General features: G+C 38.0%; 22 protein-coding genes and 2 tRNA genes. 6 read left to right on the forward strand and 18 right to left on the reverse strand.

Features of this window, described 5'->3' with window-relative positions:
• Nucleotides 1-72 precede the first annotated feature (72 nt).
• Nucleotides 73-1,284 (forward strand): O-antigen ligase family protein, encoded by a 1,212-nt coding sequence (locus AWM74_RS00305; RefSeq protein ID WP_225968926.1) that lies wholly within the window; start codon nt 73-75, stop codon nt 1,282-1,284.
• Nucleotides 1,285-1,371: 87 nt separating this feature from the next.
• Here AWM74_RS00305 and AWM74_RS00310 read toward each other — a convergent pair whose 3' ends face one another.
• The 3 genes from AWM74_RS00310 to AWM74_RS00320 all read right to left on the reverse strand — a co-directional run bounded on the left by AWM74_RS00310 (nt 1,372) and on the right by AWM74_RS00320 (nt 6,192).
• On the reverse strand, nt 1,372-2,670 hold the full coding sequence (locus AWM74_RS00310) for a uracil-xanthine permease family protein (RefSeq protein ID WP_026466133.1): 1,299 nt from the start codon (nt 2,668-2,670) through the stop codon (nt 1,372-1,374).
• 325 nt (nt 2,671-2,995) lie between these two features.
• A complete protein-coding gene (argS, locus tag AWM74_RS00315) occupies nt 2,996-4,696 on the reverse strand; it encodes an arginine--tRNA ligase (RefSeq protein ID WP_026466134.1) in 1,701 nt (566 codons plus the stop codon).
• A gap of 419 nt (nt 4,697-5,115) precedes the next feature.
• Nucleotides 5,116-6,192, reverse strand: a complete 1,077-nt coding sequence (locus AWM74_RS00320) for an iron-containing alcohol dehydrogenase family protein (RefSeq protein ID WP_081665655.1) — start codon at nt 6,190-6,192, stop codon at nt 5,116-5,118.
• Between the two features lie 199 nt (nt 6,193-6,391).
• Between AWM74_RS00320 and AWM74_RS00325 the strand changes: the two genes are divergently transcribed.
• Nucleotides 6,392-7,153 carry a gamma-glutamyl-gamma-aminobutyrate hydrolase family protein gene (locus AWM74_RS00325; RefSeq protein ID WP_026466136.1) on the forward strand — a complete coding sequence of 254 codons (762 nt, stop codon included), beginning with the start codon at nt 6,392-6,394 and terminating at the stop codon, nt 7,151-7,153.
• Nucleotides 7,154-7,247: 94 nt separating this feature from the next.
• Nucleotides 7,248-8,204, forward strand: a complete 957-nt coding sequence (locus AWM74_RS00330; RefSeq protein ID WP_026466137.1) for a MetQ/NlpA family ABC transporter substrate-binding protein — start codon at nt 7,248-7,250, stop codon at nt 8,202-8,204.
• 306 nt (nt 8,205-8,510) lie between these two features.
• Here the strand turns inward: AWM74_RS00330 and AWM74_RS00335 are convergent, their stop codons facing one another.
• A complete protein-coding gene (locus AWM74_RS00335) occupies nt 8,511-10,847 on the reverse strand; it encodes an ABC transporter ATP-binding protein/permease (RefSeq protein WP_026466138.1) in 2,337 nt (778 codons plus the stop codon).
• Between the two features lie 161 nt (nt 10,848-11,008).
• On the opposite strand from AWM74_RS00335, the gene AWM74_RS00340 reads away from it, so the two are divergent.
• Complete coding sequence (locus tag AWM74_RS00340; RefSeq protein WP_026466139.1) at nt 11,009-11,545, forward strand: TetR/AcrR family transcriptional regulator; 537 nt, start codon at nt 11,009-11,011, stop codon at nt 11,543-11,545.
• An 83-nt stretch (nt 11,546-11,628) separates the two neighbouring features.
• On the opposite strand, the gene AWM74_RS00345 is transcribed toward AWM74_RS00340, so the two are convergent.
• The 9 genes from AWM74_RS00345 to AWM74_RS00380 all read right to left on the reverse strand — a co-directional run bounded on the left by AWM74_RS00345 (nt 11,629) and on the right by AWM74_RS00380 (nt 18,007).
• Nucleotides 11,629-11,988 carry a glycine cleavage system H family protein gene (locus AWM74_RS00345; protein ID WP_026466140.1) on the reverse strand — a complete coding sequence of 120 codons (360 nt, stop codon included), beginning with the start codon at nt 11,986-11,988 and terminating at the stop codon, nt 11,629-11,631.
• A 28-nt stretch (nt 11,989-12,016) separates the two neighbouring features.
• On the reverse strand, nt 12,017-13,306 hold the full coding sequence (locus AWM74_RS00350) for an FtsW/RodA/SpoVE family cell cycle protein (RefSeq protein WP_034258201.1): 1,290 nt from the start codon (nt 13,304-13,306) through the stop codon (nt 12,017-12,019).
• Between the two features lie 14 nt (nt 13,307-13,320).
• Nucleotides 13,321-14,301, reverse strand: a complete 981-nt coding sequence (locus AWM74_RS00355; protein ID WP_034258203.1) for a YihY/virulence factor BrkB family protein — start codon at nt 14,299-14,301, stop codon at nt 13,321-13,323.
• A 172-nt stretch (nt 14,302-14,473) separates the two neighbouring features.
• On the reverse strand, nt 14,474-15,202 hold the full coding sequence (locus AWM74_RS00360) for a hypothetical protein (protein ID WP_026466143.1): 729 nt from the start codon (nt 15,200-15,202) through the stop codon (nt 14,474-14,476).
• Between the two features lie 346 nt (nt 15,203-15,548).
• Nucleotides 15,549-15,623: transfer RNA gene (locus AWM74_RS09405), tRNA-Arg, on the reverse strand.
• Nucleotides 15,624-15,727: 104 nt separating this feature from the next.
• Nucleotides 15,728-16,024 carry a hypothetical protein gene (locus tag AWM74_RS00365; RefSeq protein WP_026466144.1) on the reverse strand — a complete coding sequence of 99 codons (297 nt, stop codon included), beginning with the start codon at nt 16,022-16,024 and terminating at the stop codon, nt 15,728-15,730.
• A 183-nt stretch (nt 16,025-16,207) separates the two neighbouring features.
• Nucleotides 16,208-16,885: a hypothetical protein gene (locus AWM74_RS00370; RefSeq protein WP_034258205.1), complete on the reverse strand. Its 678-nt coding sequence runs from the start codon at nt 16,883-16,885 to the stop codon at nt 16,208-16,210.
• Nucleotides 16,878-17,177 carry a phage holin family protein gene (locus tag AWM74_RS00375; protein ID WP_051218251.1) on the reverse strand — a complete coding sequence of 100 codons (300 nt, stop codon included), beginning with the start codon at nt 17,175-17,177 and terminating at the stop codon, nt 16,878-16,880. Before AWM74_RS00375 ends, AWM74_RS00370 begins: the two co-directional genes overlap by 8 nt.
• Nucleotides 17,178-17,782: 605 nt before the next feature.
• The gene (locus AWM74_RS00380; RefSeq protein WP_026466145.1) at nt 17,783-18,007 is read right to left on the reverse strand and encodes a hypothetical protein; all 225 of its coding nucleotides are present in this window, start codon (nt 18,005-18,007) and stop codon (nt 17,783-17,785) included.
• 101 nt (nt 18,008-18,108) lie between these two features.
• Here AWM74_RS00380 and AWM74_RS00385 point away from each other — a divergent pair, with 101 nt between their 5' ends.
• The gene (locus tag AWM74_RS00385; protein ID WP_026466146.1) at nt 18,109-19,161 is read left to right on the forward strand and encodes an acyltransferase family protein; all 1,053 of its coding nucleotides are present in this window, start codon (nt 18,109-18,111) and stop codon (nt 19,159-19,161) included.
• A gap of 25 nt (nt 19,162-19,186) precedes the next feature.
• On the opposite strand, the gene AWM74_RS00390 is transcribed toward AWM74_RS00385, so the two are convergent.
• Complete coding sequence (locus tag AWM74_RS00390) at nt 19,187-20,899, reverse strand: early set domain-containing protein (RefSeq protein ID WP_148639026.1); 1,713 nt, start codon at nt 20,897-20,899, stop codon at nt 19,187-19,189.
• A gap of 45 nt (nt 20,900-20,944) precedes the next feature.
• Between AWM74_RS00390 and AWM74_RS00395 the strand changes: the two genes are divergently transcribed.
• Nucleotides 20,945-21,415, forward strand: a complete 471-nt coding sequence (locus AWM74_RS00395; RefSeq protein WP_051218253.1) for a site-specific integrase — start codon at nt 20,945-20,947, stop codon at nt 21,413-21,415.
• Between the two features lie 95 nt (nt 21,416-21,510).
• Here the strand turns inward: AWM74_RS00395 and AWM74_RS00400 are convergent.
• The 4 genes from AWM74_RS00400 to recN all read right to left on the reverse strand — a co-directional run bounded on the left by AWM74_RS00400 (nt 21,511) and on the right by recN (nt 25,580).
• Nucleotides 21,511-21,584, reverse strand: a tRNA-Arg gene (locus AWM74_RS00400).
• Nucleotides 21,585-21,653: 69 nt separating this feature from the next.
• Nucleotides 21,654-22,886, reverse strand: a complete 1,233-nt coding sequence (gene hflX / locus AWM74_RS00405; protein ID WP_026466148.1) for a GTPase HflX — start codon at nt 22,884-22,886, stop codon at nt 21,654-21,656.
• Nucleotides 22,887-22,915: 29 nt separating this feature from the next.
• Nucleotides 22,916-23,866 (reverse strand): tRNA (adenosine(37)-N6)-dimethylallyltransferase MiaA, encoded by a 951-nt coding sequence (miaA, locus tag AWM74_RS00410; protein ID WP_026466149.1) that lies wholly within the window; start codon nt 23,864-23,866, stop codon nt 22,916-22,918.
• 19 nt (nt 23,867-23,885) lie between these two features.
• The gene (gene recN, locus AWM74_RS00415) at nt 23,886-25,580 is read right to left on the reverse strand and encodes a DNA repair protein RecN (protein WP_026466150.1); all 1,695 of its coding nucleotides are present in this window, start codon (nt 25,578-25,580) and stop codon (nt 23,886-23,888) included.
• Nucleotides 25,581-25,601 lie beyond the last annotated feature (21 nt).

Here is a 25,601-nt window from a genome sequence, read left to right on the forward strand (position 1 = left end):
ACCTATCCATGTTTTTCCCGTGAATTGTTGCTATAATGATAACTATGATTACATTAGGGAGGTGTACTTTTGGTGAGTAAACCAGAAGCTCAACTAACCTGGCCAGTTCAATCATTACTGATCTCGATATTATTTATCAGTAACCTATTTCCATTTTATATGACCTTAGTCACTTTCGCTGTCATATTTATATTCTTATTCATGTTAGGCCTACTTGGTCCGCGCTACATTAAGCGAGAAGTTGCAACCTCAATATGGATATTTATTGCGTATTCAGCAGTGATTTCATTTATCTTTCAAAACTGGGCAGGATTAGGGATTTCGATTGCCTTTATACCAATCGCCATCTATTTTAACTATTATCAGCAAGTCATTCGACCCTATTACGTTGAAGAATTGTTGAACATTGCCTTAATTGGCTCATTTATCATCTTTATATTCGCAACCTTTGAATATTTAAATTGGGTACCAGAATGGGATTACAGTTTCATATCCCCAGAGATTAACCGCATCCACAACGGTCGGGCGGAAGCAACATTTGCCAACCCCAATTACTATGCCATGATGCTAGAATTCTTCTTCTTCATCGGCCTCTACAAAATGATGCGGACGACCAAATACCGGAAGAAATTCGTTTTCCTATTTATATCCTTATGCAACCTATTCGCGATCACCTATACCGGAACCCGTACCTCACTACTCGTGGTGATTGGGACACTCTTTGTATTCTATTTCGTATTAGGTTATAAAAAAATAGCAGTTGGGACATTTCTAACCGCCACGATTGGCACACTGATCGCCATCAAATTAGGTTTTCTTCCGAGATTTGAGGACTTAGGATTTGCTTTTGAAGACCGGTTTGTCATCTGGGAAATCGGCTTGAAAGGCTTAAGAGATAACTTTTGGTTTGGACAAGGGCCTTTGACTTATCTCAATGTCTGGCAAGACTATGGGGACAAATACACACAACATGCCCATAATATTGTTCTAGACACCCTTCTTTCCTACGGTGCAGTTGGGACAGGTATATTGTTACCTTCGCTGATTTCATTAGGCAAGAAGATTCATCAAATGCGGCAATATCCGATTTTACGACGACGTTTAGCCTTGATTTGTAGTTTCTGCAGTATCGTTATCCTGCACGGTATGTTTGATTTGACCATTTTCTGGTTACAAACAGCCTTCTTATTCTTGTTCGTTGTACTGTCTATCCATAACATGTACCACGAAGTTGAAACCAACCCAGAATTACAAGGCGAAGATAAAGACTATTCTAGAGACTAATTAAAACATTTTTAAAAAAATAAATGCTAAAACGGCGGTTGAGACTAAGCTATCTCAACCGCCGTTTTGCTAATAATTTTTATTTAATTATTTAACGTCTCTATCTACTTGGAAGGTTACTTCTGCAGGTAAGATCAAGTTTAATACGATACCAACGATGGCTGATAAAGCAGTTCCTGAGAAGGTTAAGTAACCAAGGTCTAAGACCGCGCCACCTAATCCAATAACCAGCATTGCTGACGCAATAATTAAGTTCCGTACTTGGTTGAAGTCGATTTGCTCTTCAATCATGACTTTCAAACCGTTACTTGCGATAATCCCGTAAAGTAAGATAGACATCCCACCGACTACAGCGTTTGGAATCGTTGAAATCAAGGCAGTAAATTTACCAAGGAAGGCTAAGATAATAGCGATAATAGCGGCGTTTCGGATAACTGATACAGAAGCCACACGCGTTAAACCAATCACCCCAGTGTTTTCACCATATGTCGTATTCGCTGGTCCACCGATGAAGGCTGACACTGCAGTGGCTACCCCATCACCGATTAAGGTTCTGCTTAGACCTGGATCTTTTAGGAAGTTACGGCCAACAATTTTACCTAATACTGTATGGTCACCAATATGTTCTGAAATAGTTACCAAGACAATAGGTACGATCGCCCATGTTTCAGGACCAAAGTATAAATTATATGATTCAAACAGAGATGTCTCAAATGGTAGGTATAAATCTGGCAACTCAAACCACTGTGCTTCTACAACTGGTGTAAAATCTACAATCCCCAATAGGACCGCTACAATATAACCACCAATAATCCCTACTAAGAACGGAATAATTTTGAAAAAGCCTTTCGCTCTTGTTTGGACAAGGGCTGTGATCAAGAAGGTCGCAACAGCTACGACGATGTTACGTACATCTCCATCTTCTGCGAAACCTGCATTGGCTACCGCACTTGATGATAAACCTAAACCAATTACCATGATCATAGGTCCAATAACGATTGGCGGTAATAATTTATCAATCCAGTTAGTACCTGCAAAATGAATCGCAATCGCTACAAGAACGTAGACTATACCAGAAATGATGACACCAGTTTGTGCTGCTGAAACATCTCCGCCCATTTGTTGAATTGCAATTTGCATCGCTGTAATATAAGCAAATGATGACCCTAAGTAAACGGGTACTTTCGCTTTAGTTGCAACTTGATAAATTAAAGTCCCAATCCCACTCGCAAAAAGAGCAACAGATACAGGCATCCCTAAAAGAATTGGCACCAATACTGTTGCTCCAAACATTGCAAATATATGTTGAAAACTCAATAATAAACCTTTCGCGAACAACGGTTTTTCCTCTACATCTAATAAAAGTGGTTTCGCTTTAATTGCCATAACTCACATCTCCCTCAAATTTGTTTTACTCTATTTTTCCCCAAAAAAATAAGGCCATTCGCAAATTGACCTAAGAACACAATTGATATTATGTGGTCACACCTCGGGTCCCGCCCTCAATGCTTCACAGGATTTTATGCTTTCATTATTATAAGGGTTTGACATTTAAAGTCAAGACACTTGTAAAGAATTTTTAAAGGTGGATGAGAGTTCTTGGAAAAATATGAACTGAAAGTCACTAAAAAGGAGAAAGGCAGTGACTACCTTTCTCCTATGAAAACATATTTTGTTTTAAATCGGTTTTAACAACCTAGCGTCCAAAAAATTACATTTGGCTTGGTGCTTGTACGCCAAGGATAGCTAAACCAGATTCTAACACTTGTGTTAAGGCATATACTAATGCTAAACGGGATTGTAATTGATCATCTTCAGTTAGGATACGTGTATGTGCATAGTATTTGTTGAATTGTTGAGATAAGGCTAATAAGTATTTAGCCACAACAGATGGTTCGTATTTTTCATATGCACTAGCTACGATATCTGGGTAACGGTTCAATTCTTTCAATACTTGGAAAGCTTCATCGCTATCTAGATTGAAGTTTGTCATTTCGCTGATCTTAGCTGGCTCAAAGTTTCCTTTGCGCAAGATTGAGTGGGCACGAGCATTGGCATATTGTACATATGGGCCAGTCTCCCCTTCAAATTGCACAACTTCTTCTAAGTTGAAGTCGAAGCTATTTAAGCGGTCATTTTTCAAGTCATGGAAAATAACAGCACCAACACCAACTTGGTGGGCAACTTCTTCTTTATTTTCTAAGTCAGGGTTTTTCTCGTTAATTTGTTTGAAGGCCAAGTCAATGGCATCGTTTAACACGTCTTCTAACAATACAACATTCCCTTTACGAGTAGATAACTTCTTACCGTCTTGGGTGATTAAACCAAATGGAATGTGGTTAATGTCTGCAGCCCAGTCATAACCCATTAACTCTAATACAGCTTTTAATTGCTTGAAGTGGTTACTTTGTTCGTTACCTACCACGTAAAGCGATTGGTCGAAGTTATAAGTATCCTTACGGTATAAAGCTGTTGCTAAATCACGTGTGATATATAAAGTCGCCCCATCAGATTTTTTAATTAAAGCTGGGTTTAAGTTATAAGCCTCTAAATCAACGATTGTTGCACCGCGGTCTACCTTTAATAAGCCTTTGTCATTTAATTCATCGATAACAGCTGGCATTTTATCTGAGTAGAATGCTTCTCCGTTGTAAGAATCAAATTCGATGCCAAGGATATCATAGATGCGTTGGAATTCTTTTAATGATTCGTCTTTAAACCATTTCCATAATGCATAAGCTTCTGGATCGCCATCTTCTAGTTTTTTAAACCATAGACGTCCTTCATCTTCAAGACTTTCATCATTTTCTGCTTCTTCATGGAATTGTACATAGTACTTCAACAATTCTTGAATTGGGTTTTCACGAACAGCTTCTTCAGAACCCCATTTTTTGTAACCAACAATCAACTTACCGAATTGTGTCCCCCAGTCACCCAAGTGATTGATACGTACTGGATTGAACCCAACTTTTTTTGTGATGTTGGCAATGGCATTCCCGATAACAGTTGAACGTAAGTGTCCCATTGACATTGGTTTCGCAATGTTTGGACTAGACATATCGATGGTGATATTTTCACCGTGTCCAATGGCTAATTCACCAAAGTGGTTACCTGCTTCATAAATCTCAGTTAGGATCGCTTGTGTCACCAATGTTTGATTTAAGAAGAAGTTGATGTATGGGCCAACTGCTTCAACACGGTCTACAATTTCTCCCTCAATTTGTGGTGCAATTTCCTGTGCAATGGCTTGAGGCGCTTTGCGCAATTCCTTAGCAAAAATAAAACATGGGAAGGCGATATCCCCGTGTCCTTCATGTTTTGGTACTTCTAATAGATTTTGAATTTGTTCCAAAGTCAATTCAGTTTCAATGCTCGATTTAATGACTTGGGCAACTTGATTTTTTAAGTCCATTAAGTGTTCTCCTCTCGAAAAATAAGACAAATCATCAACTTAGTCAGATGCCAACTTGCCTCTTATTTTGATTTATATATTGAAGGCCGATTCATGAATTTATATGTCCCTTGCTAGTTTACTTGGTTATTCTAAACCACCTATCAAACACATTAAAATCCTTCTGGTAAGAACCGGGCACTTTGTAAAAAAACTGCTTTACAATTAGTCAATTGTATCACTTTTTCTCCAAATTTAAAAGGCTCTACATGCATAAAGCTTCTTATTCATCGCTATCATTCTATCATGTTTTATGGACCGACTGCAAAAGTTACTTTACCCGCCCTGCGCCCTGCCCTCACCACTTCAAAAATCCAAAATAAGGACTGCAGCATTTCGCCACAGCCCACACTCGATTATATAAATGATGATGCATCAAATTATTGGTTTAATTTTTCAACTTCTTGAATAGCATCTTCAACCATTTGACGGTTAATTTCAAATGGTGATGTTTGAATATGATCTAAGGTAAAGGCTTTATCTAATACCGTTTTCAAATCTTCGTCACTTTCAATTTCTAAGGCTTTTAATGACGTTGGTAAACCCACTGAAATCATGAAATCACGAATTTCTTTCAATTCGTCATATTTTTTAGCCAATTGTAGAACGATTAATACCCCGTAAGATACGATTTCACCGTGCAAGTGTCTTTCCCCTTGAGGTAAGACAGTTACTCCGTAGTAGAATGAGTGGGCAAAGTGACCGTTATAGTCGTGATCTACTAATACTGACGTATAAGAAGTTGTCCCAAGTATCTCAAATAAAATATTGTCGATAGCGGGCGATTCCTGATGGGCTTTGGCAGCTTCAAGTGCCGCTAAGCCATTTTTAAAGACACGTTGGTTAGCCCCTTGGACAATATGGACACCGATTGTATTATTGTAGGCTAATTCTCGTCCCTCAGCTGAAAAAGATACTTCTACTTCTTTAGAAATTGCGTCACCGATTCCGGCCCAAATGTATTGCTCAGGTGCTTCAGCAATAATAGTTGAGTCGGCAAATGAATGGACGGCCGGTGCATGTAACCGGTATGAACCCGCTGATTCATGGTCGTCATTGTATAAGACGCAAACGGCTGAAGTTGGCGCACAGTTTGAGGCAATTGTTGGGAAAGTGAAAATTGGCTTTTCAAGTTTAGCTGAAACTGTTTTACCAGTATCAATGGCACGCCCGCCACCGACCGCAAAAATCATATCTGCTGCTTGAACTTGGTTTAAAGCGGCAAGGCGGTCAATGTTGGAATAAGAAGCTTCGCCCCCATACCATTCAATGGCGGTAATGCTTAAACCGGCTGCTTGAATCGCTGGTTTCAATCTTGGTAAAGCCTTTTCTAAAGCAGTTTCTCCACCTATGATGGCTACTTTCTCTCCTGCAAAACCTGCGTATTTTTTAATATCGTCATAGGCATCCGGCCCGATCGTAAAGCTTGGTAAATTCACTGATATACTCATATTCATTTCCTTCTTCCTTTAATTCATTGCTATTAATATACCATTCAACATATCAATATTCGAAGAATCGACCTCCTATTTTGGGTACCGATTAGCTATCAATTGTTATCCTTATTAGCTATCATCTTGAAAAAGTAGTCTAAGTTGACCCTACCCCAGGGTTTGTTGGTATAATAGATTGGAAATCAAAGTTTGGAGTGACAGTATGAATAATAAAGTATCCACATATAAACGCTTTATAGGCGTTACGGGGAACCACAATGCACTTGATCATGATTGGGATGAATTTATGCGTGATTATAGTCCGCATGGTTATAGTAAATCATTAACTATGGCTGGCCATATGCCAATTATTATCCCATTACAAGAAGACTTAGCTTTGGCAGAGCAGTATGTTGCCAAATTGGACGGGCTTGTATTTACTGGTGGCCAAGACGTTTCACCTCTACTATACAGCCGTGAGCCTTCACCTAAATTACAAAGTGTCTATCCCCCACGAGATCGTTGGGAACGGGCGCTATTTGAAGCTGCCACCAAAAAGAATATCCCGATATTAGCTATTTGCCGCGGTTTCCAGTTAATTAACATTTTGTTGAATGGTACCGTCTATCAAGACTTGAGCGAGTACCCCATCGGTCAAGCAAATGCTGTTCAGCACATACAGAATTGGAGTCGTATGCACTTCCCGCACCACTCAATCCAATTGGAAAAAGGGTCTATCATCAGCAACCTGTTTGATAATCCAAAAACACTACTGATCAATACCTATCACCACCAAGTGATTGAAGACCTATCACCCCTACTTAAGGCAACAGCCTGGGCCAATGATGGGGTCATTGAATCCTATGAAGTGGACAAGTCCAAATCGACCTATAATATTTTAGGGGTACAGTGGCATCCGGAAATGATGACAGATAACATTGAAGACAATATGCTACCAATATTTGAGTGGTTCAACAATTTCTAATAATATTAAACGTTTTCTTTTTCTAGTAAGTTCGTTTAGAATGTAATAGATTTATATTCAAACTATAACAGAAATCAGGAGGCGATTTTTCTTTATGAAGTTTAGAAAATTATTGTGGTTGATTATCCTACCTTTCCTTGTAGCCTGTGGTTTAACAGCTGGCTCTGGGGATGCTAGTGAAAGTAGTACAGTAAGCGACAAGACAACAAGCTCAAGTGAAACTAATGATATAGGCAGTACTAGTGACGAAGTGGTCAACTTAAAAGTCGGTGTAGTGTCCGCCGTCACGGAAGACATTTGGCAAAATGTTGCTGACCGTTTAGAAGAAAACGGGACGAATATTAACCTTGAAGTCGTTCTTTTCAGTGATTTCGCCACAGCCAATACAGCCTTAGTTGAAGGCGATATTGATTTAAATAATTTCCAATATATCCCCTTCATGTATACCTTTAACCAAGAACAAACACAAGGCCAGGAAATTCGTCCTATTGCCTTTACCTTAGTATCTCGTTTAGGCCTATTTTCTAGTGATGATGCCATTGATTCGCTTGAAGATATTCCAGACAATGCAACATTAGGGATGAATGATGATGCTGTCAGCATCGGTTATATCATGAATTTCTTAGATGCTAATGGCGTAATCACCTTAGCTGACGACGCGAGCACTATCCCTACCGAAGATGAAATTGTAGAGAATCCAAAAAACATTCAATTCAACTATATGCCAGCTGCCCAGCTACCACGTGCTTTACCTGATTTAGACTTGGCTGTGTCTGCTGTGTCTTACTTTGTAGACGCTGGTATGACCGTTGATGACGCCATCATTTTAGAAGATCCAGAACAAACACCGCCAGAATACTTCCTATCGATTGCAGTGAGAGAAGATGAGCTAGACGACCCTAACTTACAAACCGTTGTTGATACTTATATGACGCCGAAAACCGATGAATACGCGGCTTCTATTAACCCAATCTACACCCCAGTTTGGCAACTGGGTATCGACGCTAATCAAACCTATGAAGACTATACTGCTGAACTAGAAAATCAATAAAAAAAGTAAATGAATACAACAGCAAGATAAGCTGCAAAAAAGAACTGCCTGCTCACTCTAATTTAGAGAAAGCGGCAGTTCTTTTATTTAAAATGACTTTTGTTAATTATTCACTTTATTTTTACGGAAATATTTATCTAATTCTGTCACCAATAAGACAATAATACCTGCACCAATGGCAATCAACCTACCTAAAGTTGACGGGTTTTGCGTCCCTACTTTAGGTGGTTCTTGTGATGTGTTTATTTTTTTGTAAGATAGTATCCGAAGTTTTGCTAACAATTACTTAAGATTAAGAAAACAACATTAATCAGCGCGCAAGGCTTCAGCGGCGTCTTTCTTCGCTGCCATCCGGGCTGGAATATGACCACCAATAACTGTTAATACAGTTGAAATGATCAATAAGACGACTGCATGTACTGGGTCTAAAATGGCTACATTTTTAAGGTCTGTTAAGGATTCAATCAGTATATTGATTGGGAATGTTAATAAGTAAGCAGTCCCGACACCAATTAAGCCAGAAAGTACACCTAGAATTAAAGTCTCAGAGTCAAATACACGGGTGATGTCTTTTTTTCGAGCACCTAAGGCTTTAAGGACACCTATTTCTTTAGTACGTTCAAGGACTGATGTATAGGTGATAATCCCAATCATAATCATCGAAGTCACTAACGAGATACCGGCAAAGGCAACTAGAACGTAAGTTGTTGCGTCCATAATACCGCCAGTTAATTCAGTCATGGTACCCGCTAAATCTGTATAAAGGATCTTCTCATCTTCAGATTTTCCTTCGTTGTATGCATCTAAATAGGCAAGAACATCATCTTTCGTTTCAAAGTTTTTAGGGTAAATCATGATAGATGACGGGATTGCGTTAGCGCCAAGTGCAGTTAAGACTTGTTCTTTACCAGCTTCATCTAAACTTTCGCCTGTAAGAACTGAACTGTCGCTATCATTTTGTGCTTGAACGATAGCTGAATTTTGATTATTTTCAATCACTGTTTCAGTCAAAGCGTTTGAATAGTTGATCCCTTCAGTTAAGATCGCCATAGTGGCATCTTCTTTTGGCCGGATAACAGCTGATACGCGTAATGTCTGATTGTTCTCGTTATCGTAAACAGCATTTAAATCTTGGTTTGGCATGTATGTACCAGTTGGTAATTCTTGATAGTAAGCGTCGTTTGAAGCGACCACTACTTGGTTACCGACGATGTCTTCAAAGGTAATTTCGTCGCCATTTTCATAGTCGAATCCTAGATTATTCAAGGCATTTAAGTTGACCTTGTTGTATTCGTCAACTACTAGGACAATATCCGTTTCTTCAGATGGTAATTCTCCTGCAAGCACGTCGTAGTTTTCCGTTAAAAAGGCATTCTCATCGCCAGAGGTAGCCTCCGGGAAGGTGGAAGCCCCCATACCTGATGATGTCGCATAGAAACTTTGGACGTCACCAGTAGCTGAATCTTGAGCATAATTAGAAAAGGCAACTTGCTCAACTTCCCCATCTACATCGCGTAAAAGGTTCAACTGGGCAGAATAAGTATAGTTTAAAGCCTCAGTTAAGGCTGGGTCGATGTCTTCCACGTACTCAACTAAATCAGTGGTAATGTCATTCTCATGTTGACCAGCTGAAGCTGGGTCTTCGTTGGCAATCACGGTATTGCCATCTGGGTATTCCGTTTCTTCTTCAGTTGATAGCGTGAAATTAGAGGCATCTTGAGCGACTTGTGATATGGTTACCGGGAATTGAGCACTCGTTTCGGCCTGTGTTGAATCAATTTGCTTTTGAAAACCGTTTGATAGAGATAGGACAACCGCAATTGAAATAATCCCAATACTTGAAGCGAAGGACGTGATAAAGGTTCGCCCTTTTTTGGTCATAATATTTTTGAAGGATAGGTTTAAAGCGGTTAAATAAGACATACCAGTACGGCGCATATCCAGGACTGCATCCGCATCCTCGTTGTCGTATGGATTTGAATCGTTAACCACTTCACCATCTTTAAAATTGATGATACGGTTGGCGTATTGGTGGGCTAATTCGCTATCATGGGTAACCATTATAACGAGTTTTTCATTGGCTAACTCTTGAATCAAGCCCATAATTTGTTGGCCTGTTTCAGAATCCAAAGCCCCTGTTGGCTCATCACATAATAGGACATCCGGATCATTGGCTAAGGCACGCGCAATAGCTACACGTTGCATTTGTCCACCTGATAATTGGTTGGGTTGCTTGTGCAAATGTTCCTCTAAGCCCACACGTATCAAGGCGTTTTTCGCTTTTTCCCGTTTCTCTTCTTTCGCCACACCAGATAAAGTCATCCCTAACTCCACGTTGGATAAGACATCTAAATGGCTGATGATATTATATGACTGGAAAACGAATCCGATTGAATTATTCCTGTAAGCGTCCCAATCTAGGTCTTTGAAGTTTTTAGTTGACTGGCCGTTGATCACCATGTCACCAGAGTCATACTGGTCTAAACCACCAATCACATTTAAAAGTGTCGTTTTCCCTGAACCTGAAGGCCCTAAGATAGCAACGAATTCTTGTTTTCTAAAAGCCAACGATACATCATTTAAGGCATGCGTAATCGTATCGCCCACTTCATACGTTTTCTTGAGATTTTTTAATTCAAGCATTTATATAAGACTCCTTTTATTTTTACTGCTTTAATAGCTTATAGTATATTCATTTTCATGGCTAGCACAAAATAGGACAAAGTGTCTTATTGTATAAAAGTTTGATAACATTGCAATAGCACAAGTATATTTTACCCTAAAAATTAGCAAAGGACGAACAAATGACTATAAGCAATAAATCATTACACACACGTGAAAACATCAAATCATCCCTTCTAACATTAATGGAAGACCAACCCTTCACCACCATCACCATTCAAGATATTGTCAAAGAAGCTGGCCTAAACCGGTCATCCTTCTACCGTTATTTTGATGATAAATACGCCGTGGTAGAAGAAATCGAAAATGAAATTATCGAAAATTTAGAAAACGAGGCCATTGGTCAAGTTGAAGAGTTGTTCGGTCAAACAAGTAAATACGAAGTGCTTTTTCATATTTTGAACAAATTTTCCAAAGAAACAACCCGGTCAAGCATCCTTTTGGGTGAAAATGGCGACCCTTCTTTCGTCCATAAAATGACCAAGTCGGTTAAAGAAAATTTCCCTACCGGTGTGAGACAAATGCAAATCCCTAGCAAATATGATGAATTAGCCAATGATTTGAAGGCCTCGGCCGTGATCAATTTCTTGGCTAAATTTGAAGAGTACAATAAGAAATATACTCTTGAAGAAATTGCCTACTTCTTTTCATTGATGTAGCAATTTAGCAACTATTGCATACTAAAAAACTGGACCTCTTAAAGCCGCATATTTGGCTAAGAGATCCAGTTCTTTATGTTCATTTAGTTTTCAATCGGTTGATCTTCAGATAAAAAATCAGCCCACTTGATTGCTTGATTGCTTTTTGCGACTACTAACCATTTAAAGCTTTCATCATCTTCATTCAGCAATTCAGGTTGGTCCGTTAATGATTCATTTTTTGAAACAATATCTGCTGAGATTGGTGCTAGCATGTCTGTGACAGCTTTAGAACCTTCAACTGAGAAAAATGGCTCACCCGAAACTAGCTCACGATCATTGAAGAAGGCGAAGTAAGAAACCTCACCGACTGCATCTGACCCATAAGCAGAAAGGCCGATACGAACTGTGCCGTCAGCTTGCTCTTCAAGGTACAAGCCCTCTTTACTATAAACTTTATGCATACAATTCACCTCTAAAATTATTCAAAAATTAGGTTAGTTTATCAATCAAATTTTGTGGGATTAAACGGTTGACCCAGCGAATTGCTTTCACAACCGGATTCTTGCTTAAGTGCTCATCATCCAAGCCCTCATTGTATTTGATTGACAGTATTAAACCAATACTCAACATACTAGTGATTAAGGCAGTACCACCCGCCGAAATTAGCGGTAATGGAATACCTGTCAGCGGTAAAAGCCCGATGGACATCCCAATATTTTCGACGATATGGAAGGTGAACATCATGACTACCCCTGAAACCATTGACGCATAGAAGGCGTCGTGGGCTCTAAAGGCCACTGAAATCATTTGGAATATTAAGATGAAGTATAATAAGACGACAAAACTTGACCCTAGGAAACCAAAGTTTTCACCGATAGTAGAGAAAATCATATCCGACTCTCGAACTGGGACGTGAACTTGGAATTGACCAAGCCCTTTTCCAAGAATGCCCCCAGAACCGATGGCCTTCAAACTTTGTGCTAGTTGGTAAGACTCATTGGCCGAATTACCGAAAGGGTTTAACCATGAATCGATACGGGCGAATTGGTAGTCTTGGAAACCTAATGCATATAGTAAATCGCGTTGGTAAACCACTAAGATGATTAATACTAAGGCGATAACCGCAAATGATAGGAATGCCGGCAAAATAATATACCAGGTGATTCCTGACACGAATATGACACCGATAAACATCATCAAGAATACCAGGGTTGTCCCCAAGTCATTCTGCGCAATGATTAAAGCAACCGGCGGGATGGTCCATAACGTAATTTTCAATAAAAATCGACCATCAAATTTAACCCGTTCCATCATGTCCATGTCCTCAACACCAAGACGACGACCTTCATCATTGTAGCCTTGAACTAAATAAGCCATCATGATGATATAGGCAACCTTCATTAGTTCGGATGGTTGAAGGGATAAAGGTCCAATGGTAATCCATGAATGCGCCCCATTGGTCACGGCCAATTCACGGTCATAGAAAATCAATACTAATACGAGTAAAACTAGCCCTAATCCGTATGCTACCGGCGCAAAGTGATACAAGGTTTCCCGGTCAAGCTGCATCACAACAGCTGCCGCTAAAGCCCCGACCGCAAACCAAGCTATTTGCATAATAGTTTGGGAATAAGAACCTGAATCATATTGTAAATATGTCGTTGAAAAAATAGTCACGATACTCACTAAAGCTAACAACATGACGCATATGACGATAGTGATATCAACTCTACTCGTTGGTTTCTTCTTTAATCGCCGATTTGACGAACGTTTTTCCAAAATAATGCGCCCCTTTAATCTCTATTTCCTTGTGGTCGCGCAGGATTATCTGCAATAATGATGTCTCCTGGTTGACGCTTTAATGTACCTAATGCGATCGTCTTTTTATCCATAAAAGGGAAACTCGCAGATGTTGTTGTATGGTAATTTGGACTCGAATCGATAAACTCTTCCACATTGTTTAAACGGTAAATAATATGGTTAATCATGGCACCTGCAATCAGCACGAGAGATGTTAACCAAAGGTAGATCATTAATACAATGAATACCCCAATAGTCCCGTTTGAAACTGACGAACCACCAAAATTATTCACATAAAATGAAAATCCACCCGACAGAACAGCTGAAAGCAGTGTTGCTACAATCGCTCCTGGTACCGCGAACTTAATCGGATACTTGTGATGCGGAATGAATTGGTAGATAAAAGTAAATACCATAATCAAAACAAGCAATAGTATTGGCCATTTTACACTGGTAAAAATACCAAACAATTGCATCGGCACGTCTATAAATTGGTTTACCGCTTCTAAAAGTGTCTGTCCAAATACAAAAAGAACACTCAAAGCTACCGCAAACAAGACTAATACAAAGGCAATGGCAAATGAAAACAGCCTAGAAACGATAAAGTTTGGCTTGTCTGTGATGCCGTAAGTTCGGTTTAAAATATTTTGCACTGTTCCAAAAGCAGTAGACCCTGACCATAGAATTAATATGAAGGAAACTGAAAGCGCACCTGTAGTGTCTGATGTTAGGTAAGACTCCAAAGTAGGCACAATAATAGGCTCCACCTGGTCAGGCAATAACGTTTCAAGTAGTCCAACAACTGAATCCGGATCAAACGGTAACATCGGAATTATATTGGCAATCATCATTAATAGTGGAAACAGAGATAGTAGAAAGTAATAAGACATTTCTGCAGCACTACCAGCGATATTGGCCTGATTAACCGAGGCTAAGGTCATTGGAATAATACGATCTTTCAATTTTTCTTTCACTCTTGCCACCTCACTTCTTTACTCTTAATACTACTTAATTTAGGGGTATTTAACAAGTTTTCTTCCTGATTTAAAGCAAATAAAAAACTGGTGGTTGAAATCGAATGCTATATACCCTTTAGCATCAATTAAAATCACCAGCCTTAAATTTATTTGTATGCACTAAGCGATTCTATTGTCCCGTATTTTGCCAAGTACCACTCACAACATCCATCACCATTAAAGTACCTGAATAAGCATCATAACGGTAAGTTGCAATCAGGTTTGTATGTCCTTGTCCATCAGGAGATTGACGGTAAACATCTACTTGTGCTAAATCTTCATTTACCAATGTTGGTAAGAAGAAATATTCGTCAGATTGGTATGCACCTTGAGAATGTGCAGAAATTAAAGGTGCTGCTTCAGCCAATAATTCACGCGCACGTGTATTATCGAAAGCCCCTTGGTTACCTTCTGGTTGACTAGAACTTGCGTAAGTCCCTTGATCTTCCACTTCGCTAGATGGTACTACTTCTGTAGACGGTGAAGTTTTTTCAGCTTCTGCTGCAATGATAGAAGATTCAATCTCTTCAGTCGTCATCGCTTGCGCAGTTGCAGCTTCACTCGCTACCGATGAATCCGCCACAACTTCTTCCGAAGATTGTGTTGTTTCATCAGTTGACGCTGTAGTATCTTCGCTTGATGCTTCTGAATCAGCATCCGCAGACACATTACTTGAAGATGTACTGTCAGATTCTACCACATTTAAAGAAGCACTCTCAGACGATATTGAAGAAGATGCACTCTCTTCACTTGACGACGTTTCATCTGAATACATACCCAATGCAGAATCGACATTGTCACAAGCCGCTAATGATAAAGCTAATAAAGAAATACCTAATAATGAATATACTTTTTTCATGGTCCTACCTCCCATTTATCTTATAACTATTTTATCATAACAAATCAAATTGCAAGCCTTAAATGTCGTATCTTTACAAAACGTTAACTATTTCATGTATAGAAGATTACACTATAGTAAAATTTGGCCTGCCAGTACACTTTTACTATAGCAAACCACCCTGCATAGCCATATTGGTGAGACTAGGAAAATAAATAAAGATCTTAAAGTTAGATCTGATATTGGACTGTAGGATTGGTTGAGAATTCTGAAAATAGGTGTATTTTTAGGTAACTTTTATAATTTCACGAAAAAAAGAGCCCATAAAAAAGCCCGAAAATTGGTACAGTGCCCTTTTATTTAGTGTTAAGAGTGGGATTCGAACCCACGACCTACGGTTTAGAAGACCGTTAATATGAAGTTCTATACTAGACTGAACGACACTAAATAACTATAAATCAACAATCGTTATGTAAACGTGTGTGCCATATATAGCTGATTGCATCTTAATATCTGTCAACTTTTCGGTAACTTTTAAGCAGCAGATTAAAATCTGTTGCTTTTTATTTCACCAATCGGAATAACACTTTCATATTCATCTTCAAACTCTTGTTCAATGTCTCGACTGCCTTTATCCATCTCAAAAATGTATAAATTACAAAATACTGCTGCTACTGTGTAGGTGGTATAGACATCATTATTCAACTTGTAAATTGCATACGCTGAACTATCATAGCACTCCGCTAACCAACTGTAATCCACGTTAGGCTTATAACCTAATGATTGCAACCACGCTGGCGTGCTAAAATCTTCGTCTACTGGTGTTGTTGAAATAAATTTCATGTCTTTACCCACCTTTTATTGTGATGGCTGAATTATAGCATAAAAAAAGCCCCTACCTCCGATTAAGGAAGTAAGGGCTTTTAACGTGCTAAGTTGGGAGCAAAGCACATAAATAATATAACTTATGTTGGGTGAAAAGACAATCCCCCACCGGTTAGGGTGAAGGAGGTGAGATTAAAATATCTATTTCACTAATGATAAAAAATCTCCTATACTAATTGAAGAATCTTTTAAATTATCAAAACACTCCCGCTTGTATTGTTTCGAATTTTCATAATGATATCTAGACGGAATTGCTAAATGGTATATATCTATAAAAATTATATAAATAAAGTAATTTAATTCATAATTATCATCTATTTCAATATCATAAGCGACATAAAATCGAACAGGAGATGATTTTTTAATCGTTCCGCTAGCATGCACTTTATATACTAGATCATTTTCAAAATAATCTTTAGACTTACCTACTTGGTCTAGTTCCATTAAGATTTTATGCAGTCTTTTATTTTTATGATAATCAAATTTTATATTGTTCATCTTTTCATATTTTAACATACGAAATTTTGACCTATTTACTCTTCTTAGATAATCTTTTGCATCGATAACAGTATTTCTGAAAACTGAATTCTCTACTTCAAAATCTGGAAGAAAATTTGTGAACTCTAATTCTTCAATTTTTTTAGATTCCAATACATGTTCATCCAAAAATTTCACTATTGCGTTTGGAACATCAAAGTCTGCCTTAAGATTATTCCTTGATAAATCCTTCTTAATTGGTTGCGTGTTTATGGTGTTTTCAAGATTAGATTTTGAAATGTCAGATTTCAATTGCCTAATATTATCACTAAAATCAACCATTAACAGAATATTCCTCGATAATTTGATCCTTGTCCATTTCATTTTCATGATGTTGTAAATATTTTAAAAACGGTGTTACACATAACACTAATAAAACTACTAGTAGATGCTTAATTACACCCAATAAACCTTTAGTACTATTAGCCTCCTTGTTAATAAATCCTTTGGCAATACCTGTCACAAGATCTAGCAAAACCAAAAATAAAAACACCCAATAAACCAGAGTGCTGCCTACATTTCTGTATTCAATCAATAATGTTTCGAGTTCAATCACTCTAAATAACATTTCCATTTTCCACTTCCTTTCAATTTTGGGTAACAAAAAAAAGCTTAACTCCACAGTTAAGCTAACTTCACAATTTTATCTTTTCACTCTTATAAATTCTTCCATTGACATCTTTTAAATAAAAACGAAAAGAAACATCATTAGGTAAATCTAAATCTCCTATATGTATTAGAATTCTTTGATGTCCGATAAAAGACAAAGGGAACCCCCCTTTGATCAGTTTTCCATCTACAACCCGAATCGTTATTTCATCTAATTTGGATTCTTCAAATGAGCATTTATGTTTTATCGCTTTAGGCTTAATATAACCAAATTCAATGAAAGTATAATCATCCGCTGAACCTTTAGTTAGTAATCAAAAATCCAAATCCTTATAACCCTTACGCGTTGCAAGCTTCATTTTTAGCTTTGGTTTGTTACTTTGATAAGAGAACCATAAAGACAATATAACAGCGAGTAGCGTACCTATAGCACTCAACATATCCCAGAAATTACCAAAATCTATTGTTATATTCAAACCTATCACTCCCAAACTTTAATACTCGTAATATAGCATATTAGTTGGAAGTGATAAATAGAGTAGCCGGTTAGATACTCTCGATAATTATTATTTAACCTTCAATTTCTCCTAAATCGATTAGATTATCATAGTGTTCAACAAAATAGTCTCTATCATCTAGACAAATAACCTGTCTTTCTGGACCTTCTGGTAATTCTACTTCGTTCAAGAATCTTCCACACGCTATACATCTGCCTAAAAACTCTTCTTTAGGTAATACTTTTTCATCTGAATAGTTAATGTATCTCTCAATTTCTTGTTCTGAAAATTTCCGCATAAAAACCACTCCCAAACTTTTACTATAATATAGCATATTGTCATAGTGCAACAATCTGGCAAATACATTATACTAATAATAAAACTATTAAGGGGATTAAAATGAGACCAAGAAAAAAACTTAACGAAGCTGTACTTTTGCGTGTATTCGCAATTCTTAGTGTGGTAATAGGACATAGTATAATTGTCTATTCAAATGAATGGAACTGGTACGATATGACTCTAGAATCACCATTTTTGAACGGATTAAAAGCGTTTATTAACATATTTCAAATGCCTTTATTCATCTCTCTATCCGGATATCTTTTTTATTACCTAAAGATAGAAAATGGAAAATATACTAACTTTTATTCTTTTATAAAAAATAAGTTTACCAGATTAATTGTTCCCTTTGTTGGTATAGGTCTTTTAGTTATGATACCTATGAGACTGCTCGGACAATATCCAAACTATAATGGTAAATCAATTTCAACAATCATTATAAATGATTTACTTTTAGGTAAAGACGCCGGTAACTTGTGGTTTCTTCCCGTATTATTTTTTATTTTCATAATCTTTTATGTTTATTCAAACTTTTTACATAGAAATAATAAACTGTTCCTACTTTTAGTTTTCTGTATTCTATTTTTTGCATCATTAATTTCTTTCAAAATTCCGAATATTTTTTTCATGAAGAATACGGTATACTATAGTTTATTTTTTTACTTAGGATTTTGCTTATATCCGCTGAAATATAAAATCTATAGTTATCGATCAATCATATTACCGGTAACATTGGTTTTACAATTTAGCGCATTAGCAATGACTCAATTTGACCTACCACCTATCACATTATTTTCAGTAATAGTTTACGGTGTAGAAATTTTGTCATCGGTACTAAGCTGTATTTTCTTTTACACCGCATTTATCACTATTGATGAGAAATATAAAGCCATTTCCACATCCAAAAATATTCAATTAATAGATAGGAATAGTTTTGGACTTTACCTTTTCCATTCTTCATTAATGTATCCCATTTTGAATTATTCAGAAGAATTGATTGTTAACCCTATTTTATTTTCTTTAAGTTTATTCTTCATTATTACTATAACTTCATTGGTTTTAACTGTAATAATAACAAAAATACCTTACTTAAAAATGTTAGTTGGCAAATAATCAAAGAGACCTTTTAGGTCTCTTTTTAAATTATATCAACTTTTTTAGAAACTTTGAAAATTCCATAACCATAACTAAAAGTTAAACTTTCAGCTTCGGAAGGCACTACGTAATCTGCTTCAAAATAATAATCATCTATACTACTTTCGGACACTGAAATATTTGTATGATTACCAAGATTGTCTACAACATCAACTTCTCCAAACTCGATTGATGTCTCATCAAAATTCAATGGTGCTTTTAGTTTAACTTTAATTACATCTCCAACCTGATAAGCATCAATTGATATATCATCTGCACTATGATACGCCAATGAGTGTATCCAGGCTGTGTTATATGCAACCCACCCCTCTGAATAGCCATAGTGAGCGAGGGGAGCAAAAGGATACGACACCTCTTTGGGTGAGCCGTCTAAAGACCCTGGTACGTTTGAAAGTTCACCAAAACCGTTCATACGCTTAAACCAGTTAGTGTCAGCACCTTCGATTTCGGAAGTTGCCTTAAAACTAAAATGGCGACCAAAAGGGTTACGTCCGAAAACAGTGTCTAGTTGAGCGACTGCTACTTCTTTTAATCGTTTAATTTTCAAATCATCTGTCAGCACTCTACAAACCGCATAAGCTGATGCTGCAAAACCTGCTAAATTTCCCGGTTCGTTATATTGATTACCCCCACCGGTCCATTGGTCTATTTCACTATCTGTAATATCATTTGGGTCACTAAACTTACGCAAATCCCATAAATTATCAGACCTTGAAATCATCACATCTGCCCAGCGCTCAATCTTTGCACTAATACCCGACGGTGCTAAATCTGGATATTTCTCCTTAAAATATGCCAAGTTTGTCATTGTGATATGTTCACTCATACGTTGACCTTTAGTTGTCATCGGATCGTCTAAATCAACATCATTTATTAGCCACTCCGCATTGGCGTATGCAGCATCAAAATACTGTTGGTATGGTAAACCGTCACGTTTCGCAACCTCATACATCATTAAATTAGGCGTAATAGCGTGACCTGGTGGCAACATACCTTTGGTATCACCATAGTGTGTCTGTGGCACTAAAAGGTTGTGAGAATATGCTTGAGGTGTGTCATACCAAGATAAATTGCAATTGGGATTAGTCCACTCTGAAATTGTAAAATCTCGAATGGTTGTATAGAAGTCGTTGGTTACGTATTGCTTGATATGTGGGTATAGGTATAGGAAATATGCCAACTGTTCTTTTATCAGACTATGTAATTGAATGTTGTGATTGACAGCTAGGTCATGGTATCTCATCACCGCAAATTTGATAAGCCATATAATGTCTGGCTCATTCTGAACGCTTAATTCCGAGTACTCTGTGACATCAAGGTGAGTAACTCGGTAGGGCATGCGTTCAAATAAACTAGGATTAGCCATGTATTGAGGTACTAACACGTTTAGTTCAAAAGTAAATTGGTGACTATCACGCCATCCATATCCTTTTTCCCAATCCTTAGCAAAACCATCCTCTCTGGACTCAATCATAAATTTTAAGTTTGGAGGTACGGAAACTCTTTGAGTAATGTATTTCCCTATCATGAAATTATAAGATTGTAGGCTCGCACACTCTATATAATATTCTCCAAATTCATTTGGCTGAAAGTCTGTAAAGTCCGCTATCATGCCTGATACGTTTCCTGTATATACGGTACCTTGCGTTGAAACTTCCTTAATATAAAAAGCTGTACCGTCTGCTACGTTGGTCACTGTTGCTCGCTTAGATTTATCAGTATCATAACCGCTAAGGGTACCTTGTATATCCAGAGAGCTATCTCAAAAGTAGAAGGGGGAAATGTAATTGGTTCAACCAAAAACACTTCAAGCGAGCGTACTATTTCGTTAGACCAAACGACAGTTTTTAAATTACGCAAGTGGAAATTGGAACAAACGAAAATATTGTTTAAGTTTGGTAAGAGGCCTAAACCTGATGACCAACAATATGTACTAGTTAACTTTGACACAAATGACCATTTAGAAAGCACGTATTTTGGCTCTCTGACACGTAAACTAGTCAAAAGGTATAATCTACCACACATAACCCCCCACGGCTTCAGACATACGCATTGTAGCCTTTTATTTGAAGCTGGAGTGTCCATTAAAGATGTTCAAGATAGATTAGGTCACAGATCGTACCAAACCACCATGAATATCTATACGCATGTAACGAATAAAAGACGAGATGAAACTGCAGATACTTTTGCCGAGTTTATGTTAAATATTTAGTTTCCTGTCGACTTTCCTTTCAACTTTTTTAAAAACACGAAAAAAGAGCGCCACACCAAAGCCCGAAAACCTTGATACAGCGCCCTTTTATTTAGTGTTAAGAGTGGGATTCGAACCCACGACCTACGGTTTAGAAGACCGTTGCTCTATCCAGCTGAGCTATCCTAACAAAAGCCGTCATGTTTAGATGACAACTATTAAATTTTATACCAAGATAGCAATGTCTGTCAAGTGTATTTTACTCAGATTTAGGCAATTGTAAATATTTGGGTTTAAATAAATGCACTTCATATTGCTGAGACACTTCGTCAAATTCCATCTTTTCAAAATAAGTATGGTCCTGCAGTCCCATCCAATTACCGATTTGACTCGGTGAAACAGCGATCTCAACTTCGTCATATTGGCCTTTCAATTCGTTGACGATGGCAGCCAACAGATCTCCAATGCTTTCTTCAGACTTGGCACTAATCTGCACGTTTGGCTGATTAAAGGCCAAGATTGCTTGGTGGGTGTTTGCCACTTTATCCATTTTGTTATAAACGAATAAATGCGGGATATCCAACATGTCTAATTGCTTCAAGGTATCTAGAACGACTGCTTCCTGCTCGCTTGCATACGGCGATGACGCATCAATTACAATCAACATCAAATCCACCTGACGACTTTCTTCCAATGTTGAATGGAATGAGTCGATAATTTGTGGTGGTAAATCTTGAATAAATCCTACCGTATCCGTTATGGACATTTGGAAATGATTATTGAGTGAAAATACCCGTGTTAAAGGTGTTAAGGTAGCAAATAATTGATTTTCTTCCAAGGTATCCGCTTGGGTCAAGGCGTTTGTAATTGTTGACTTGCCGGCATTGGTATAGCCAATTAAGCCCAATTGGAAAATAGCGCCCTTTTCCCGGTTCTCACGAGTCCGACTACGGTGCTTCTCTACTTCTTTCAACTCACCCTTGATGCGTTGAATCTCGTTACGAAGCACCCGACGATCTTGCTCAATTTTCGTTTCACCAGGACCTCTCGTCCCAATCCCCCCACCAAGTCTAGATAGGGCATTGTAATTCCCTGCTAAACGCGGTAATAGGTATTCGTTCTGTGCTAAGGCAACCTGTAATTTACCTTCTTTTGATGTTGCCCGCATAGCGAAAATATCCAAAATTAATTGAATCCGGTCGATCACTGGGAAATCTACTGCCTGTTGTAGGTTGTTATTTTGTGACGGCGTTAATTGCTGATAGAAAATAATTAAATCAGCTTCATTTGCATCTGCATGCATGGCCAATTCTTCCACTTTCCCCTTACCAATTAGGGTTCTGGCGTCAAATCTTTCCCGTTTTTGTGAAACGAGCCCAACCACTTCTCCCCCTGCCGTATTCACTAACTCCTCTAACTCTTCAATTTGCATATCAAATTGTCGGTCACTGGTGTCAGGTGTCTGAACTGCTGCTAATAAAACTTTTTGCATACTTCCTCCTTCTGAACCGAAAATCTAAATTAAGGCAAACTAGTCGCATTCAAAAAATCTTCTACTAGCTTTAATACCTGCTGCAAATTCTCAGGATGCGTCACTAAATCTAGCCAATGCGCATCTGTTAATCGATTTCTGATCCATGTTATTTGTCGTTTGGCATACCGTCTTGAATTTTGCTTTAAATCTTCTAGCGCTAATTCAAGTGGCATTTCACCTCGAATATAAGGAAATAATTCCTTATAGCCGATAGCTTTCATTGATTGTTGATCCTCAGCTAAGTTTTGCGCCAACAACCATTTCGTTTCTTCAATAAGCCCTTGGTTGACCATATCATCGACCCGCATATTGATTCTTTCGTATAAGACTTGTCGGTCCGTATTTAAAGCGATAATCAACAAATCATAAGGCGACACATGATTTGCATGCGTTTCCGATTGGTCTGAAAACAGCCGGTCCGAAAAAGTCCCAACTTCTAAAGCACGAATGACTCTACGTAAATTATTGGGGTGAATTTGGTCTGCTGCTTTAGGGTCTAAGTCAACCAATTTCTGGTAGACTGCATCATTCCCTTCCATTTTCGCTAACGTTTCCATTTGCGCACGAAATTCAGGATGTTCCAAATCTTTACCACCTAAGGATAAGTCATATATAAAGGATTCTAGGTATAAACCCGTTCCCCCAACTAATATAGGGACTTTTCCTTTTGCCAAAATCGCCTCCATAGCCGACTTAGCATCCTCTTTAAAGCGGGAAACTGAATATTCTTCATCCACTCTAACATAGGAAACTAAATGATGCACTGCCACAGCTTGCTCACTTTCAGTCGGGGTCGCCGTTCCAATATTTAAATTTTGGTAGATTTGCATGGAATCACCGTTAATAATTTCGCCATTAAATGCTTTGGCTAATTTTAAAGATAAACTGGTCTTCCCTACACCCGTAGGCCCAGCAATCACTATCATCTTAGGCTTCATCCACCCACTCCTCCTATTATTAGCGAAGGTTCGCTTTAAATTGTCGGTCCTCTTCAATTTGTTCAGCCGCTGCTTGCTTTGCAACTGCCGTAATATTAGAACCCGTCAGCATTCTTGCGACTTCGTCTATCCGTTCTTCATTTGTTAGTAATCGTACATTTGTGTAGGTACGGTTGCTGTTTTCATCTTTAGAGATGAACAATTGGTGGTCTGCCATCGATGCTACTTGCGGTAAATGCGTAATACATAATACCTGAGCCTTAAGGGCAATTTCAAACATTTTGGTTGCAATAGCCTGAGCCACACGTCCAGATACCCCCGTATCCACCTCATCAAAGATAATTGCTGTTACCCCTGATGCATTTTGGAAAATAGTTTTCATTGCTAACATCAATCGAGATAACTCCCCGCCTGATGCGACCTTAACAAGCGGCTTAAATGGCTCACCAAGGTTAGTGGCGATCATAAAGGCGACATCATCAATCCCATAGGGTCCTAATTCATCCAGGGTTAACATATCCACGCGGAACTTGGCTTTCTCCATATAGAGCGCCTGCATCTGTCCTTCAATGGCCGTCACTAAACCTGCTGTTGCAGATTTTCTACTCTTAGATAATTCTTCTGCTAATGCTAATGCATTTGCTTGCGCTTTTTTTACTGCATCCTTTAATTTTTGTTGATTCGACTCACGGTTTTCAATTTGCTTCAACTCTTCTTTCACCTTATCCAGATAGATTAGCACGGCTTCAGTATCGTCCCCATATTTACGAGTCAGATTTTTATATACCGCTAATCGTTCAATAATGTCATCCAAACGATTCGGATCATAATGCAGTTGATCTACCTGGTCTGAAATACTTGAGGCTAAATCCTGTAAGGCATAATAAGTTCCCGTTGTTTGTTCGTAAAATTCACTATAGGTCGTGTCAAAGTCACGTATGGTTTCAAGTTCACCAACAACCTGACCGACTAAATCGATAATATTCAAATCAGCATTAGACAGCAAATTATTGCTGGCACCTAAGGCATCAGCAATTTTTTGAAAGTTTTGTAATTGATCACGTTCACTAATTAAAGCTTGGTCTTCACCCACTTGTAAATTCGCCGATTCAATTTCATTGATTTGGAATTTTAATAAATCAACGCGTTGGGCAGCTTCTTGCTCGTTTAGATTTTGACTATCTAATTGCTTTTTCGCAGTTTGATAAGTTACATAAGCTTCTTGGTAGCTAGCTAGTTTAGGAGCAATTTCATGCTTAGCAAAATGGTCTAGCAAATGAATATGATTGCTTGTGTTCATTAAAGACTGGTGCTCATTTTGCCCATGAATATCTACAATGTGCGTACCTAAAGCTTTGAGCATGCTAACAGTCATGGATACGCCATTAACTTTGATTGTATTTTTACCATTGATATCTAACTGACGGACAATCATTAATTGGGCATCATCGAAAGGAATGTCATTATCAGCCAACATATTGCGACCTTCTTCAGATAAATCAGGCATGTAAAAGATCCCCCGAAGGTCAAATTTATCGCTACCATAGCGAATGAAGTCTGTTGATCCACGACCACCGACTAATAAGCCAACAGCATCAATAATAATGGACTTCCCGGCACCTGTTTCACCAGTTAGGACAGTCATGCCTGTATCAAAATCAATTGTTAAATCTTCTATAATTGCAAAATTTTTAATTGTAAGATGCTGAAGCATTTACATCTCTCCCCTTATCTA

It is taken from the genome of Aerococcus urinaeequi, from assembly GCF_001543205.1.
GTDB lineage: Bacteria > Bacillota > Bacilli > Lactobacillales > Aerococcaceae > Aerococcus > Aerococcus urinaeequi.

Excerpts from the sequence above, each read along its gene's own strand:
- AWM74_RS00310 (WP_026466133.1), bottom strand. The coding sequence starts at position 2,670 with ATGGCAATTAAAGCGAAACCACTTTTATTAGATGTAGAGGAAAAACCG.
- AWM74_RS00325 (WP_026466136.1), top strand. The coding sequence starts at position 6,392 with ATGAATAATAAAGTATCCACATATAAACGCTTTATAGGCGTTACGGGG.
- AWM74_RS00335 (WP_026466138.1), bottom strand. The coding sequence starts at position 10,847 with ATGCTTGAATTAAAAAATCTCAAGAAAACGTATGAAGTGGGCGATACG.
- AWM74_RS00360 (WP_026466143.1), bottom strand. The coding sequence starts at position 15,202 with ATGAAAAAAGTATATTCATTATTAGGTATTTCTTTATTAGCTTTATCA.
- AWM74_RS00340 (WP_026466139.1), top strand. The coding sequence starts at position 11,009 with ATGACTATAAGCAATAAATCATTACACACACGTGAAAACATCAAATCA.
- AWM74_RS00320 (WP_081665655.1), bottom strand. The coding sequence starts at position 6,192 with ATGAATATGAGTATATCAGTGAATTTACCAAGCTTTACGATCGGGCCG.
- hflX (WP_026466148.1), bottom strand. The coding sequence starts at position 22,886 with ATGCAAAAAGTTTTATTAGCAGCAGTTCAGACACCTGACACCAGTGAC.
- AWM74_RS00375 (WP_051218251.1), bottom strand. The coding sequence starts at position 17,177 with ATGGAAATGTTATTTAGAGTGATTGAACTCGAAACATTATTGATTGAA.
- AWM74_RS00380 (WP_026466145.1), bottom strand. The coding sequence starts at position 18,007 with ATGCGGAAATTTTCAGAACAAGAAATTGAGAGATACATTAACTATTCA.
- argS (WP_026466134.1), bottom strand. The coding sequence starts at position 4,696 with ATGGACTTAAAAAATCAAGTTGCCCAAGTCATTAAATCGAGCATTGAA.
- AWM74_RS00385 (WP_026466146.1), top strand. The coding sequence starts at position 18,109 with ATGAGACCAAGAAAAAAACTTAACGAAGCTGTACTTTTGCGTGTATTC.
- AWM74_RS00365 (WP_026466144.1), bottom strand. The coding sequence starts at position 16,024 with ATGAAATTTATTTCAACAACACCAGTAGACGAAGATTTTAGCACGCCA.
- AWM74_RS00370 (WP_034258205.1), bottom strand. The coding sequence starts at position 16,885 with ATGGTTGATTTTAGTGATAATATTAGGCAATTGAAATCTGACATTTCA.
- miaA (WP_026466149.1), bottom strand. The coding sequence starts at position 23,866 with ATGAAGCCTAAGATGATAGTGATTGCTGGGCCTACGGGTGTAGGGAAG.
- AWM74_RS00345 (WP_026466140.1), bottom strand. The coding sequence starts at position 11,988 with ATGCATAAAGTTTATAGTAAAGAGGGCTTGTACCTTGAAGAGCAAGCT.
- AWM74_RS00330 (WP_026466137.1), top strand. The coding sequence starts at position 7,248 with ATGAAGTTTAGAAAATTATTGTGGTTGATTATCCTACCTTTCCTTGTA.
- recN (WP_026466150.1), bottom strand. The coding sequence starts at position 25,580 with ATGCTTCAGCATCTTACAATTAAAAATTTTGCAATTATAGAAGATTTA.